Origin of the sequence: Bacillus cereus group sp. MG4, assembly GCF_040460055.1 — a bacterium.
Taxonomy (GTDB): Bacteria; Bacillota; Bacilli; order Bacillales; family Bacillaceae_G; genus Bacillus_A; species Bacillus_A wiedmannii.
This window is the reverse complement of the sequence record NZ_JARVGZ010000001.1, coordinates 4,971,495-4,984,950: the sequence shown is the minus strand read 5'-3', so window position 1 is coordinate 4,984,950 and position 13,456 is coordinate 4,971,495. Positions and strand designations below refer to the sequence as shown.

Sequence of the window (13,456 nt, the reverse complement as noted above, 5' to 3'; positions counted from 1 at the left end):
GTAAATAAAAAAGAAGTTCCAAATAGGAACTTCTTTTACTTAATTTCGATATCTGCAGAATGAATGTGATGTACTTTCCCTTCATGGTCCTCCAGAATCAATACACCATCCTCTGTAATTCCTTTTGCTACCCCTGTAATTGTCTCTCTCATCGTTCGAGCGGTAATTTCTTTCCCGATGCTCACAGCATAACTTTCCCAAAGAATTTTAATAACAGGGAAACCATTTTGTAAATACTCTTCATATAATTTTTCTAGTTGTAAAAAGATTTGTTGCATAAGCTCTGCACGAACAATTGGCTCACCGGATTCAATCGCTAAAGAAGTAGCAATATGTTGAATTTCCCCATCAAAATGTTCTTGCTTTTGATTCGCATTAATACCAATACCCATAATGACAGCATTGATTTTATCAGGGTCCGCTTGCATTTCTGTTAATATACCTACAGCCTTTTTACCTTGAATTAAAATATCATTTGGCCATTTTATTCCTACGTTTACACCCGTGCATTTTTCAATTGCTTGTGCAACGCTAACAGCTGCTAACAAAGTAAGTTGTGGTGCATGATGAACCGGGATTGATGGACGTAAAATAATACTCATCCAAATTCCTGTTCCTTTTGGTGAATACCATTTCCTGCTTAAACGACCTCTGCCTGATGTTTGTTCTTCTGCAACAACAATCGTTCCTTCTTCTGCACCTTCATAAGCAAGTTTTGCTGCAATATGCTGCGTGGATTCAACAGTTTCTTCAAAATATACCGTTCTACCAATATGTTTCGTTTGTAACCCTAACTGAATTTCATTAGCAGTTACTTTGTCTGGCTTCCCCGCAATGCGATAACCTAATCGACGCACAGCTTCAAGTTCATATCCCTCATTTCGAAGGTCCTCCATATGTTTCCACACAGCGGTTCTTGAACAACCAAGTTTATCACTAATCGTTTGGCCAGATACAAACGCGCCATCCGCTTCCGAAAAAACTTGCAATAACTGCTTTCTTATAGTAGATTGCATTCTTGCAGCCACTCCCTTATACACTCTTTCTCATTAACTACGTTTCCTTGTACGATTGCTTCCTCAATTTTTTGAATCATTTCAGCAACCCACGGACCGGGCTTTTTATTTGCCCAGTTTAATAAATCATTCCCAGTCACATTCATTTCTTGGCGACTCTTGATTGGCAATGCTTCAAACAACGTTTGTACTCGTTTAACAGATGTATGATCATAGCTTTCAATCATCGCTTCATATACTCTTTCGGCCATTTCAGCGATATGAAGTCCCGTTTTATAAAGAAGGACTGTATCCCAATCCTTCTCCTTTCTCGTACGAATTGTTAATAAAACTGCGACGATATCTTTTATTTTTTTATTCGAAAACTTCCATTGACGTAAAAAGACAGATGGATGCTCTTCTCCGATACAATATAAGAAGAATGCCCATGCCTCAATGTCCGTTTCAAAAGAATCCCAGTTATACTGCGTAGCTTTTAATAATCTCTCATCTGACATTTGTAAATATGGCAGATGAGAAAATAGCTTCGTTTCTACTAATTCTTGCAAGCCCTTCACGCAATATGTACCAGTTAACAGCTTCTCAAATTCCACTGTAATTCGCTCAATTGCAATATGTTCCAGTAAATGTCCATATGTTTCAATTGCTTGTTTCGTTTTCATTTCTAAAGAAAAACCTAACGTACTTACGAAACGAATACCACGCATCATTCGCAGGGCGTCTTCTTGAAAACGATCCGCAGCATTGCCAACTGTCACAATTTCTCTCTTTTGAATCGCTTCCTGTCCAGCAAATAAATCAACCATTTTGCCTTCTTCTGTCATCGCAATTGCATTCATTGTGAAATCACGACGTTTTAAATCCTCTTCTAATGAACGAACAAATTGAACACTACTAGGTCTTCGAAAATCTTCATATTCGCTCTCTGTTCGAAAAGTGGTTACCTCATAAGGTTCACCATTTTCTACCACAATTACAGTTCCATGCTCAAGACCAACAGGAACATGTCTTGGAAATATAGCCATCACTTCTTCTGGTAAAGCAGATGTCGCAATATCAATATCTCCAATCGGCCTATCGATAATAAGATCGCGTACGCTTCCGCCGACAAAGTAGGCCTCATGTCCTTTTTGCTTTAAAGTCTCAATAATAGAACTAGCTTTTTTAAATATTTCCATTTTTGTCATCCCTTAGTACATCATAGTAAATCGTTTCATATTGTGAGACGATTTTTTCAGAGCGGAACTGCTCGTAAACACTTGCTCTTGCTCGCTCTCCCATATTACGGTGAAGTTCTTCATCCTTTAATAGCTGAATGGCTTGATTTGCCACTCCTGCTGGATTGCCAACTTCACATAAATATCCTGTTTCACCATGTTGAATGACTTCTGGAATACCTCCAACCCTTGTTCCGATACAAGGCACACCACACGCCATCGCTTCTAATAAAACAAGACCAAAACTCTCCTTCTCTGATAGAAGCAACATTAAATCACTCATTGCAAGTAGCTCTGCAACATTATCTTGCTTCCCTAAGAATAAGACGCGATCTTCAATATGTAAATTTTTCACTAACTGTAAAATCGTGCAAAATTCTGGTCCATCTCCAACAAGAAGCAACTTCGCATCTACTACTGTAACAACTTTAGCAAATGCCTGAACAACATCTTGCACGCGTTTCACTTTACGGAAATTTGAAATGTGAATGAGTATCTTTTCACTCTCACTTATACCGTATTCTTTCTTTAATTGAGACATATCACGCTTGAAATATACACGCTCGTCTATAAAGTTATATACCGTTTGAATGTTTTTATTTGGTTTTACAAGCTCATGCGTTTCGCTAATCAATGAATGCGAGACAGCCGTCACAACATCAGATTGCTCAATACCAAAACGAATTAAATTATTTAGCGAAGGGTCGGAACCTAACACAGTAATATCTGTTCCATGCAAGGTTGTAACAATTTTAATACGCTCCCCAATCATTTGTTTTGCTAAATAAGCACAAATGGCATGTGGTATTGCGTAATGCACATGTAAAATATCTAGGTTCTCTCTTTGTGCAACCTCTGCCATTTTACTCGCTAACGCTAAATCGTATGGTGGATATTGAAATACAGAGTATTGACTTACCGTCACTTCATGAAAATAAATGTTTGGATACACTTTATTTAATCGGAATGGTAAACCCGATGTAATAAAGTGAATTTCATGCCCGCGTTCCGCTAATTGCTTTCCTAATTCTGTTCCAACAACTCCAGAACCACCTACAGAAGGATAACATGTAATACCTATTTTTAATTTCATTTACATCCCCCTACTAAATCAGCATGTAATAAAACCGGTTTCTTACTCTTAAATCCCTCGGCATATAAGACTCCAACTTCTTTTCCAAACATTTTCTCTCGAGCGACCACAGTTTCAACGTAACCTTCTGTTAACGGCGTTTTCACACCATCACTACCTGTTAAAAACTGACTTTCATACGCTTCTAATGCTTCCACTTTTATAGAAAGGTACTCACTTATATCTATACAAAAATTCGGTTTATGAAAACCATTAATCATATAATAATAAAAAGACTCCACGCGATGTGGCGAAACCTCTGGCATATATTTACGAATTCCCGCTGAAAAAATAGCTTCTTCCACAAGTTTTGCACAATTTGCATGATCTGGATGACGATCTTCATAATACGGCGCAAAAACTAGTTTTGGTTTATATGTACGAATCACCTTTACAATTTCACGTATATACTCTTCTTTCATATACAAACCACGGTCTGGCATCGCTAAATTCAGTCTCGTTTTTACTCCCATTATACGAGCTGCCGCCTTTGCTTCTTCTTTTCTCAATTCTATCGTTCCATTAGAAGAAAGGTCAGCTTCTGTTAAATCACAAATACCTACTTCATACCCTTGCTTCGTATATTTAGCAATGGTACCAGCCATGCCGATTTCAACATCATCGGCATGAGCACCAAACGCTAATATATGTAATCCACTCATAATTGTTCCCCTCATTTTCTAAACTTGCGGTAATCTAAATCTCCTCGCTCTAATGCGTGCATTAACATTTCAGCACTTGCCATATTCGTTGCAAGTGGAATCGCATATACATCACATAAACGAAGCAATGCATTTACATCTGGTTCATGCGGCTGAGCAGTTAGTGGATCTCGGAAAAAAATTACCATATCCATATCGTTTTTTGCAATCATGGCACCAATTTCTTGATCGCCACCAAGAGGACCCGACTGAAATCTTGTTACAACTAAACCAGTTGCCTCCATAATACGAAGTCCTGTCGTCCCTGTTGCAAATAATTCATGTTGTTCAAAAATTGGTTTATATGCGTATGCAAACGAAACCATGTCATCTTTCTTTTTGTCATGTGCGATTAAGGCAATTTTCATCCGTTGTCTCCCCTTTAGTCGATAATATTTTCTAAACCGTACACAAGATGATCTAGATTCATTACTGTATTAATTGATAGTTTTACACCCGACATAAATGATGCACGATTGAATGAATCATGACGAACCGTTAACATTTGTCCATCTCCACCAAACATTACTTCTTGGTGTGCAATAAGTCCTGGTAAACGTACACTATGAATGTGAATGCCGTCTACATTTGCACCACGAGCACCTTCTAGTTGTTCTACTTCATTCGGATGACCTTGCTGCTTTGATTCACGGTTTTGACGAATTAATTCTACTGTTTTTACTGCTGTACCAGATGGTGCATCTAACTTTTGATCATGATGCAATTCAATTACTTCAACATCTTGGAAATACTTCGCTGCCATTTGTGAGAATTTCATCATAAGAACTGCACCAATTGCAAAGTTTGGAGCGATAATTGTTCCTACTGCTTTTTCTTTCGCATTCTCTGTTAATTGCTTTAGTTCTTCTTCTGTAAATCCAGTTGTACCAATAACAGAACGAAGTCCACGCTCAACTGCTAGTGTAACGTGTTGTTTCCCAACTTCTGGCGTTGTTAAATCTAACAACACATCAGCTTCTACTTCCTCTAAACAAGTATGTAAATCTGCGTAAATAGGTGCATCTAGCGCAGGCATGCCCGGTAAATCAGAGATTTTCTCTCCCCCATGCTTATAATCCACTGCAGCTACTAAATTAAAATGTTCCGTTCTTTCCATAAGAAGGACTGCTTCATGTCCCATACGTCCTCTTGGTCCAGCGATAATTACTTTAATTTCTTTCATTATTCTTTCTCTCCCTCATCAATACGTGTCCAGCGATCTTTATCGCGAGTATTAAATTTATTCATTACAATGTTATGTGCTGTTTCTAAATCAATATTTAAACTATTTGCCATACAAATCATAACAAATAATACATCTCCAAGCTCTTCTTCCAGACTACGTTCTGTTTCAGTTGTTTTCTTCGGTTTCTCACCATAATAATGATTTACCTCTCTTGCAAGCTCTCCCATTTCTTCCGTTAAACGAGCCATCATTGCAAGTGGACTGAAATAACCTTCTTTAAACTGACCAATATATGCATCTACTTCTTTCTGCATATCCTTCATCGTTTTTGCTTCCATACAATTCACCTCTAATCCTTCCTCTTTCATGTTAGCCAATTCATCGCGATTTGACAAATATTATTCCCCGCCAAACACCTATTTGCGACCCTTTTTTGGATAGACTATAATAAAGTGAAACTTTCTTTTGCGATTTTTGCAAAAGATCAGCCAGAACCAATCGGGTTCCTACGACTGGTTTGCCCTTCTTCAGAGCTTCATCTCCTACCAGCCGTTGGAACGGGGTAAAGTGAAACTTTCTTTTGCGGTTTTTGTAGCCTTCACTATTTTTACTAACAACTAGAAATTACTTATCATTATGTTTTACCGTATCAGCGGAGCAATGCCATTTACATAATTAGGAGGATTTCTATATGACATCAAATTTGAAGATTCGAAATATCATTTTCATTTTAATCGGTTCCGCTATTTTTTCTTTCGGTATTGTGAATATCAATATTGAAAATCACCTTGCAGAAGGTGGATTTACCGGTATTACACTATTATTGTATTTTCTATTTAAGTTTGATCCTTCTTATTCAAACTTAATTTTAAATATCCCTATATTTTTTATTGGTTGGAAGTTACTTGGAAGAACGACATTTATCTATACACTAATCGGCACCTTCAGCGTATCTTTATTTCTATGGATTTTTCAACGTTACGAAGTTCTCAACTTACATTTAAACTTACAAAATGATATGACACTCGCGGCTTTATTCGCCGGGGCATTTATCGGTGTCGGTCTTGGAATCATATTTAAATATGGCGGGACTACTGGCGGTGTAGATATTATCGCAAGACTCGCTCATAAATATGTTGGCTGGAGTATGGGGAAAACGATGTTTATGTTTGATGCTATCGTCATTATCGTCTCTATTCTTACCTATTTATCATACCGCGAGGGCATGTATACGTTAGTTGCTGTTTTTATCGGGGCGAAAGTCATTGATTTTATGCAAGAAGGAGCCTATGCGGCAAAAGGAGCAACTATTATCTCAGATAAAAACGATGAAATTGCTGCCAAAATTTTATCTGATATGGAACGCGGAGCTACTTTTTTAAAAGCTGTTGGATCGTATACAAAAGTGGAACGGAACGTATTATATTGCGTTGTTGCTAAAAATGAAATCGTGAAATTAAAAAATATTATTACTTCTGTAGATCCTCATGCCTTTGTTGCTGTAAGTGATGTACATGATGTAGTTGGTGAAGGTTTTACGTTAGATGAAAATAAAAATCCTTTACATAAATAAACGCAACTAGAAAAGCTCTCTAGCTTTTCTAGTTTTTTATTACATATTTTTTAAGTTTCTCTAAATCCTCATAAATAAACTCCAATAAACTCCTATTATAAAAAATGGAAGCAGGATGAAAAGTCGGGAAAATATGATATTCTTTCTCTGACCATGTAAACGCTGCACTTTGCATATCCTTTAATTTTTGAATGGGCTGTATTAATAATTGTCCGTGCACATCTGTAATTTTTTTATTATTCCCCGTTAAACGTTGAAGGCCGATATTTCCAAGTGTAACGATAAGCTTCGGGTTTATTTTCTCTAATTCATAATCTAACAACGGGGCATGGGCAAGTATTTCTCCTTGATTTGGCGTTCTATTATACTTTTTCTGTATGATTTCACCATTTCGTTCTTTTTTCTCTCGCCACTTATATGGTCTACTTCGAACAGCGCTCGTGATATATACTTCTTCCCTTTTAACTTGAATACGCTCTAAAAAATCCATTAGTTGTTTTCCCGCCCTCCCGCTAAACGGAATCCCATTATGAATTTCTGTTTCACCAGGCGCTTCTCCTAACAACATAAATTTCGGATTTTCAGGACCTTGTCCACTTAAGAAACCTTCTAGCTGATAAGGAGCACTTTGTTCTTTCACTTGTTTTACTAAATGGCTTGGATATTTCATTTTCCCCACCGCCTTTCCGTATTACTTCTATTATTTCTATTTGCAATACATTATATAATTCAATTCACAAAACAAAAAAAAGACTATCAAAATTGATAGTCTTTAGTCGTCGCTACGCTGCATACCAGTATACATTAATACGAGACGTAATAATTCAAATACCGCTACAGCTGCAGCTGCTACATATGTTAATGCTGCCGCATTTAATACTTTACGAGCTTGCCCATATTCATCTGTTGATACGATACCTAACGCTTCAATTTGTTGCATCGCACGCTTTGATGCATCAAACTCAACAGGTAATGTAACGAGTTGGAACACAACACCTGCTGCCATTAAAATAATTCCTAATAACAATAGTTTTGACATTGTCGCAAATATACCAATCATAATAAATACCCATGATATATTCGATCCAAAGTTTGCAACTGGCACTAACGAATGACGAATACGCATAAAGTTATAGTCTTTTGCATCTTGAATTGCGTGTCCTACTTCGTGTGCTGCAACTGCTGTACCAGCAACTGAATGACCGTAATAGTTGTCTGTTGATAATCGAACTGTTTTGGCAGTTGGATCATAATGGTCTGATAAATGACCTGGTGTTTCTTCTACAGCTACGTTGTATAATCCATTCTCATCTAAAATTTTTCGAGCCACTTCCGCTCCTGTCATACCTGATGTTGAATAAACTTGTGAATACTTGCTATAGGCACTACGTACTTTTGACTGTGCATACAACGGTATGATCATTATGATCGCGAAGTAAATTAAATAAAACATCATGAACCTTTGAACCTCCATTGAAGTTTTAATTATAGTACTTCTCATTCTATTTTCTTCTGACATCATTGTCAATGAATAAACCTTACAATCCATATCTTTATTTATTGCATTATCTATTCTTAGATTGTACATTACTTTTTCTTTTTTCTCTCTCTCCTTTATACTTTCTCCATCCAACATAAGTTAATGTGAATAAAATAAGACCTCCAGTAATTGTCATAAACCAAATGAGAGAGGGTGCAATTTCATCTTTTTTTACTGTGTGAAATATTTTTTGCAAGTCCCCTTTAATGATTCCTAATTGCATTTGCCCACCTTTCGTTTTTAACATAACGTTACGAAATTCATCCAAATAAGATAAATGGGCATTTACACGCTGCACTTCGTTTTCTGGCAAAGCAATCATTAAGCTTGGATAAATAATATTAAATTCATGTAAAAATGTGTTTAACGTTTGTTGAAACTGTCCCGTATCTTCTTTTTTCATCGCTTTTTCCATTTGAGAAAAGGCACCCATTACTTTTTTTTCTCTTTCCATCCAAAGTGGTTGATATTTCGACACTTTCGCATCAACAGCGAGCTGTAGGGCTAACACATTATCAATTTTAACTTGTTTACCTAAATCTGTTTCCGCGAGTGATTGTTTCGCCTTGTCGTAAGCTAAAGAAATAACTCTAACTTGATCTGGCGTTACTTCTTGCTTCTTTTCATTCCCCTTTATGACAAACTGCTCCGAGAAATGTTGTAATACTTGTACTGCTTTTTCATCTTCATTACGCTTCACTAATTGTAATGAGTCGTCTAACAACCCTGTTAGTTCACTCCACTCTTCAGCATATATACGTAACGGAAACATTATAATTAGAAATGCTATCAATCCAATTAATGTTCTCTTCATCACGGTCCCCCCTATAACTACTAGTACAAAATATGTTAATTGGGACAAGAATAGAACAGAACTGGACCGAAAAATATATTATCGTTTTACAAACAAAAAAATTCTCTTTAAACAGAGAATTTTTCCTTTGAAATCCTTTTCTTTTTTACGAAATATCTATACAAGCTGTAACAAATTATGCTGCCACATAAAATAAATAATAAAATTGCACACGCAGCATGCATAAAGAATTCTTCTGGTAACATTAATATAATTGGATCCGTTTCAATATCAAACATCCAATAATCATTACTGAATAACAGCTTATGGAATAATACAAAACTCTTTTCAAAATTAATAGCGATCGGTAACATGAGCGCGATCGGTAAGATAATTGTTAAAATTGATCCGTGCAGTAAAAACTTTTCATTTTTCTTTTTTAATAAATAAATCCCGCCTATTATTGCAATCATAATTGTCGCATACATTACATATTGAATCTTTACTAAAATATTTTTAACATCTACAAAATGAATACGGCCATTTGTAGACATATCTAATGTTGGCAACTGCAATGCTCCATCATAAAACGGCGATAAATATGTAATAAGCACATCATAATTTCTTTTAATATCATCCTTCGTCATATCCGCTAAATCTGGAATGTTTAAAAAATCAATTTCAAAATAATATAGCCATTTTCCGTATACAACCGCCGTTGTTGCGAGTGCAAATATAGAAAATGCTATACTATATGAAACAACTATAGTAATCAATCGATCCAATATTTTTGTACCACTCTTATTTTTCTTCATTTTCTCCCCCTACATGTTCTAACTATCATAAAGAAAACTGTTTTCGGTTCTCACGCAAGCAATAATAATACGTAAGACATAGTGTGACGATGCTTAGCCAAAACGTAAAGTAACCAATTTCTTCTACAAACAAATGCATAATTCCATATCTCGGCATTTGCCAAAATAAATAATCAATTGCATCATTATGTAATGTCCATATAGCTGCTACCGCAAAATGCCATTTTTTTATACGGTAAAACGGTGCATATAACAATCCTTGTACTGCCATCGCAAAGTGCGAAAGCATTAACATATACCCCATAAGACCAATAGAACCTTTTACATAGATCATAATTGCATTTACAACAACAGCCCATATACCATATTTCATTAAAGTAACAATCGCTAGCGCCTCTATTAATCCCCAATTTCTCTTTCTTAAAAAAGCAATTAAAACAAAGACAAAAAAGAGACTCGCCATCGGGCTATCGGGTACAAACGGCCAAAATATAGGTGAGGTTTCTTTTAATTGATTTCCATACCATATAAATCCGTATATTGTACCTAATATGTTAACAACTAATAAAAATAATAATATAGAGCGTTGTCTTAACATTGCATACAAATAAACCAAGCTGTATGTCCAACACCTTTCAAACAAAGTCATTCTTTCCTCAAACTCTACTCTATTATATAGTAAACTTTCTTTCATCAAAATAAAAAGCTGACTACAAATTTTGTAGTCAGCTTTTTATTATTTTTTATTATACTTAGCAATGAATTCCGAAAGCTTCTTCAATTCCTCATCCGTACCTTTAAATACGCCTTTAGGCATTGAACCTTTTCCATCTTTCGCAATTTTAGCAATTTCTTCTGGCTTTAAAGTTAAATTTTGCAGTGCCGGTGCTGCTGCCCCGCCTTGTAAATTGTCACCGTGACATGTTAAACAAGTATTTTTTTGCATTAATTTATAGCCGTCATCATTTTTATCAACTGGTGCTGTTTTTACAATTGCTCCTTGTTTTTTTGCAGCTTCCCAGTCGTGGTGTGCTACAGATTCCCAAGTTAAAAAGATAATCGATGCAATTGCTAAAAGCATAAATCCAGTTGCTACAGGACGCTTCAATGGGCGTCTTTCTGGGCCTCGATCAAGAAATGGAGCTAACAGTAATGCGCCAAACGCAATCCCTGGCATAATAAACGCTCCAATTACAGTAAATGAACCAGAAGCATAAGAATACTTTAATAACTGATACAAGAATAAGAAATACCAATCTGGAAGTGGTATATATCCGGCATCAGTTGGATCCGCCATTCTCTCAAGTGGTGACGGATGCGCCACTGTTAAACATAAATAACCGATTAAAAAAACTGCACCAACCATCCATTCTTTTAACAAGAAGTTCGGCCAAAACGCTTCTGTTTTTCCTGGGTATTCAGAATAGTCTTTTGGAATATTTGGTTTCCGAGCTACTGGTACCCGAGAATCTCCTACAAACTTCATCCCTTTGCCTCGATGCATAATCTCCCTCCTTTAGTTCTTTCCCCTTTAATTTAGCAATCTCTTATAGCGGACCGGAAATACCTTGTTTGCGAATCATGATGAAGTGGAAGGCCATTAAACCTAGAAGTGCTGCTGGTAAGAAGAATACGTGAATAGCAAAGAAGCGAGTTAATGTTTGAGCGCCAACAATTTCGGAATGACCAGCGAGTAATGTTTTAATATAAGGACCAATGAGCGGCGTTTGCTCTGCAATTTGAATCCCTACTTTCGTAGCAAATAATGCTTTCATATCCCACGGTAATAAATATCCGGTAAAACCAAGACCTAACATAACAAAGAAAATAAGAACACCAACAATCCAGTTTAACTCACGAGGCTTTTTATACGCACCCTGGAAGAAAACTCTAAGTGTATGTAAAAACATCATTACAATGACGAGACTAGCGCCCCAGTGGTGCATACCACGAACAATTTGCCCATATGCAACTTCATTTTGTAAATAATAAACCGATTCCCAAGCATTTTTAATATCAGGCACATAATACATCGTCAAAAACATTCCTGATAAAATTTGAATTACAGTAACGAAAAAGGTAAGTCCTCCAAAGCAATAAACGAATGCAGAAAAGTGATGTGCCGGGTTTACATGTTCAGGTACTTCATGATCAGCGATATCACGCCATATTGGTGTAATATCTAACCTTTCATCTACCCAATCATAAATTTTATTTAGCATCTACTTTGCACCCCCTTTTGGCTTCGCTTTGCCTAAATACAGCGTTCCATCTTTTACTTTGGACTCGTATACATCAAGCGGAGCAAGGGGCGGCGTACCTTTAATGTTCATCCCGTCTTTTGTGTAACGGCCCCCGTGACATGGACAAAAGAATTGATTCGGATGTGCTTTGTCCGAATTCCAGTTAACTGTACATCCTAAATGTTTACATACTGGAGAGAACGCAACAATGTCTCCGCTTTCATCTTTGTGAACCCAAGCTGATTTTGGCTCTTCGGACTTGTACCAACCATCAACCTGCTTCACCTTAAAATCGAAACGTTTCGGCTCTGTTGTAATATCCTTTACTTGTGCAACAGCAACCATATCCGTTCCCGCTTCTTTTCTTAACACCGGATCAAGCGCAAATCGCGTCATCGGCATTAAAATACCCGCTGCCATAAAGCCTCCTACCCCTGTAAGGGTGTAATTTAAAAACTGTCTTCTTGATACACGATGTTCTTTCTCGCTCACGAAAATTTCCCCCCTCTATCAGAAATTGTCCCCTCGTGATAAATTATATAAAAAATAAAAACTAGGACACTATCATGATATAATACGCTTAGGTACAGGTCAATATCATACTACTCATAATAATAAGAACTTTCTGTTTATTATTACTTTCCCCACTTTTCTTCTAACATCACCATTATATTTTTTATATGTGCATGAATAACTTCTCTTTTCGCTTGATCACTAAATTGTTCTAACGCTAATGAAGGAAACCAAAATAAATCTCCTTGTAACTCTTGCATATCTTCTTTCCATGAAAAATCACTTGTAACATAAGCAATATGCTTAAAACCTTGCTTTTGCAAATGATTTGTCCATTCTTGCAAACGACCTTTTTCATTTTTTTGACTTTCTACTAAATACGTAAATGCAGGTAGTAAAAGTACTCTTCCTTTATATTCTCTTTCCAACTCCATACTCAACAATTCGATAAATTCACCTTGTTCTACTACCATTTTCATTTCTTTTGCTGCCGAAATTGATAAAAGTGGTATAACACCAGTATCTACATACTCTCTTGCTTGCTCAAACTGCTCCACATCTTTTACACTCCATTTCAAATGTCTTCCCTCCCTTCATTTGCAAATGACAGAACTTTCACTTTATATATATTAAACCATACTAAAAGAGGTAAAAAAAGAAAAACTACCTATATTAAGGTAGTTTTTCTCGAAAAGTCTGAAATTTGTAAAATTTTATGAATCCAAAT

17 protein-coding genes are annotated in these 13,456 nt (G+C 36.3%); 1 reads left to right on the top strand and 16 read right to left on the bottom strand.

The genetic code is table 11. The features are described 5' to 3' along the window. Window positions 1-35: 35 nt before the first annotated feature. From QCI41_RS26350 to QCI41_RS26320, 7 genes are read right to left on the bottom strand one after another with little or no spacing between them, the layout of a single operon-like run. Window positions 36-1,016, bottom strand: coding sequence for a biotin--[acetyl-CoA-carboxylase] ligase (locus tag QCI41_RS26350; RefSeq protein WP_353836284.1), 981 nt, complete (start codon window positions 1,014-1,016; stop codon window positions 36-38). Continuing rightward, window positions 1,001-2,194: a CCA tRNA nucleotidyltransferase gene (locus QCI41_RS26345; protein WP_353836285.1), complete on the bottom strand. Its 1,194-nt coding sequence runs from the start codon at window positions 2,192-2,194 to the stop codon at window positions 1,001-1,003. The genes QCI41_RS26350 and QCI41_RS26345 overlap by 16 nt, the downstream gene beginning before the upstream one ends. Next, window positions 2,181-3,326 carry an N-acetyl-alpha-D-glucosaminyl L-malate synthase BshA gene (bshA, locus tag QCI41_RS26340; protein ID WP_353836286.1) on the bottom strand — a complete coding sequence of 382 codons (1,146 nt, stop codon included), beginning with the start codon at window positions 3,324-3,326 and terminating at the stop codon, window positions 2,181-2,183. The genes QCI41_RS26345 and bshA overlap by 14 nt, the downstream gene beginning before the upstream one ends. After that, complete coding sequence (bshB1, locus tag QCI41_RS26335) at window positions 3,323-4,027, bottom strand: bacillithiol biosynthesis deacetylase BshB1 (protein ID WP_000015668.1); 705 nt, start codon at window positions 4,025-4,027, stop codon at window positions 3,323-3,325. The genes bshA and bshB1 overlap by 4 nt, the downstream gene beginning before the upstream one ends. 11 nt (window positions 4,028-4,038) lie before the next feature. After that, entirely contained in the window at window positions 4,039-4,434 is a 396-nt protein-coding gene (mgsA, locus tag QCI41_RS26330; RefSeq protein WP_046955216.1) for a methylglyoxal synthase, read from the bottom strand. A 14-nt stretch (window positions 4,435-4,448) separates the two neighbouring features. Next, on the bottom strand, window positions 4,449-5,249 hold the full coding sequence (gene dapB, locus QCI41_RS26325) for a dihydrodipicolinate reductase (RefSeq protein WP_353836287.1): 801 nt from the start codon (window positions 5,247-5,249) through the stop codon (window positions 4,449-4,451). Beyond that, on the bottom strand, window positions 5,249-5,590 hold the full coding sequence (locus tag QCI41_RS26320; protein ID WP_353838797.1) for a nucleotide pyrophosphohydrolase: 342 nt from the start codon (window positions 5,588-5,590) through the stop codon (window positions 5,249-5,251). The genes dapB and QCI41_RS26320 overlap by 1 nt, the downstream gene beginning before the upstream one ends. Before the next feature lie 353 nt (window positions 5,591-5,943). Here QCI41_RS26320 and QCI41_RS26315 point away from each other — a divergent pair, with 353 nt between their 5' ends. Next, window positions 5,944-6,825 carry a YitT family protein gene (locus QCI41_RS26315; protein ID WP_000203306.1) on the top strand — a complete coding sequence of 294 codons (882 nt, stop codon included), beginning with the start codon at window positions 5,944-5,946 and terminating at the stop codon, window positions 6,823-6,825. 28 nt (window positions 6,826-6,853) lie between these two features. Here QCI41_RS26315 and QCI41_RS26310 read toward each other — a convergent pair whose 3' ends face one another. The 9 genes from QCI41_RS26310 to QCI41_RS26270 form a co-directional block, all read right to left on the bottom strand. Next, on the bottom strand, window positions 6,854-7,495 hold the full coding sequence (locus tag QCI41_RS26310) for a uracil-DNA glycosylase (RefSeq protein WP_353836288.1): 642 nt from the start codon (window positions 7,493-7,495) through the stop codon (window positions 6,854-6,856). Window positions 7,496-7,597: 102 nt separating this feature from the next. Beyond that, window positions 7,598-8,281, bottom strand: a complete 684-nt coding sequence (locus tag QCI41_RS26305) for a zinc metallopeptidase (protein WP_075308939.1) — start codon at window positions 8,279-8,281, stop codon at window positions 7,598-7,600. Window positions 8,282-8,390: 109 nt separating this feature from the next. Beyond that, complete coding sequence (ypjB, locus tag QCI41_RS26300) at window positions 8,391-9,179, bottom strand: sporulation protein YpjB (RefSeq protein ID WP_353836289.1); 789 nt, start codon at window positions 9,177-9,179, stop codon at window positions 8,391-8,393. 107 nt (window positions 9,180-9,286) lie between these two features. After that, on the bottom strand, window positions 9,287-9,973 hold the full coding sequence (gene lit, locus QCI41_RS26295; protein ID WP_353836290.1) for a lipoprotein intramolecular transacylase Lit: 687 nt from the start codon (window positions 9,971-9,973) through the stop codon (window positions 9,287-9,289). 25 nt (window positions 9,974-9,998) lie between these two features. Next, entirely contained in the window at window positions 9,999-10,589 is a 591-nt protein-coding gene (gene lhaT, locus QCI41_RS26290; protein ID WP_353836291.1) for a lipoprotein heptaprenylglyceryl N-acetyltransferase LhaT, read from the bottom strand. Between the two features lie 120 nt (window positions 10,590-10,709). Further along, entirely contained in the window at window positions 10,710-11,477 is a 768-nt protein-coding gene (gene qcrC, locus QCI41_RS26285; RefSeq protein ID WP_000554600.1) for a menaquinol-cytochrome c reductase cytochrome b/c subunit, read from the bottom strand. A 43-nt stretch (window positions 11,478-11,520) separates the two neighbouring features. After that, window positions 11,521-12,195 carry a menaquinol-cytochrome c reductase cytochrome b subunit gene (gene qcrB / locus QCI41_RS26280; RefSeq protein WP_000932700.1) on the bottom strand — a complete coding sequence of 225 codons (675 nt, stop codon included), beginning with the start codon at window positions 12,193-12,195 and terminating at the stop codon, window positions 11,521-11,523. Continuing rightward, window positions 12,196-12,708: a menaquinol-cytochrome c reductase iron-sulfur subunit gene (gene qcrA / locus QCI41_RS26275; RefSeq protein WP_001290419.1), complete on the bottom strand. Its 513-nt coding sequence runs from the start codon at window positions 12,706-12,708 to the stop codon at window positions 12,196-12,198. 143 nt (window positions 12,709-12,851) lie between these two features. Further along, window positions 12,852-13,307, bottom strand: a complete 456-nt coding sequence (locus tag QCI41_RS26270; protein ID WP_000872168.1) for a YpiF family protein — start codon at window positions 13,305-13,307, stop codon at window positions 12,852-12,854. Between the last annotated feature and the right edge of the window lie 149 nt (window positions 13,308-13,456).

Coding starts and splice junctions, on each gene's coding strand:
- lit (WP_353836290.1), bottom strand. CDS start 9,973: ATGAAGAAAAATAAGAGTGGTACAAAAATATTGGATCGATTGATTACT.
- QCI41_RS26320 (WP_353838797.1), bottom strand. CDS start 5,590: ATGGAAGCAAAAACGATGAAGGATATGCAGAAAGAAGTAGATGCATAT.
- qcrB (WP_000932700.1), bottom strand. CDS start 12,195: ATGCTAAATAAAATTTATGATTGGGTAGATGAAAGGTTAGATATTACA.
- QCI41_RS26310 (WP_353836288.1), bottom strand. CDS start 7,495: ATGAAATATCCAAGCCATTTAGTAAAACAAGTGAAAGAACAAAGTGCT.
- mgsA (WP_046955216.1), bottom strand. CDS start 4,434: ATGAAAATTGCCTTAATCGCACATGACAAAAAGAAAGATGACATGGTT.
- bshA (WP_353836286.1), bottom strand. CDS start 3,326: ATGAAATTAAAAATAGGTATTACATGTTATCCTTCTGTAGGTGGTTCT.
- qcrC (WP_000554600.1), bottom strand. CDS start 11,477: ATGCATCGAGGCAAAGGGATGAAGTTTGTAGGAGATTCTCGGGTACCA.
- bshB1 (WP_000015668.1), bottom strand. CDS start 4,027: ATGAGTGGATTACATATATTAGCGTTTGGTGCTCATGCCGATGATGTT.
- QCI41_RS26345 (WP_353836285.1), bottom strand. CDS start 2,194: ATGGAAATATTTAAAAAAGCTAGTTCTATTATTGAGACTTTAAAGCAA.
- QCI41_RS26305 (WP_075308939.1), bottom strand. CDS start 8,281: ATGATGTTTTATTTAATTTACTTCGCGATCATAATGATCATACCGTTG.
- QCI41_RS26315 (WP_000203306.1), top strand. CDS start 5,944: ATGACATCAAATTTGAAGATTCGAAATATCATTTTCATTTTAATCGGT.
- dapB (WP_353836287.1), bottom strand. CDS start 5,249: ATGAAAGAAATTAAAGTAATTATCGCTGGACCAAGAGGACGTATGGGA.
- ypjB (WP_353836289.1), bottom strand. CDS start 9,179: ATGAAGAGAACATTAATTGGATTGATAGCATTTCTAATTATAATGTTT.
- QCI41_RS26350 (WP_353836284.1), bottom strand. CDS start 1,016: ATGCAATCTACTATAAGAAAGCAGTTATTGCAAGTTTTTTCGGAAGCG.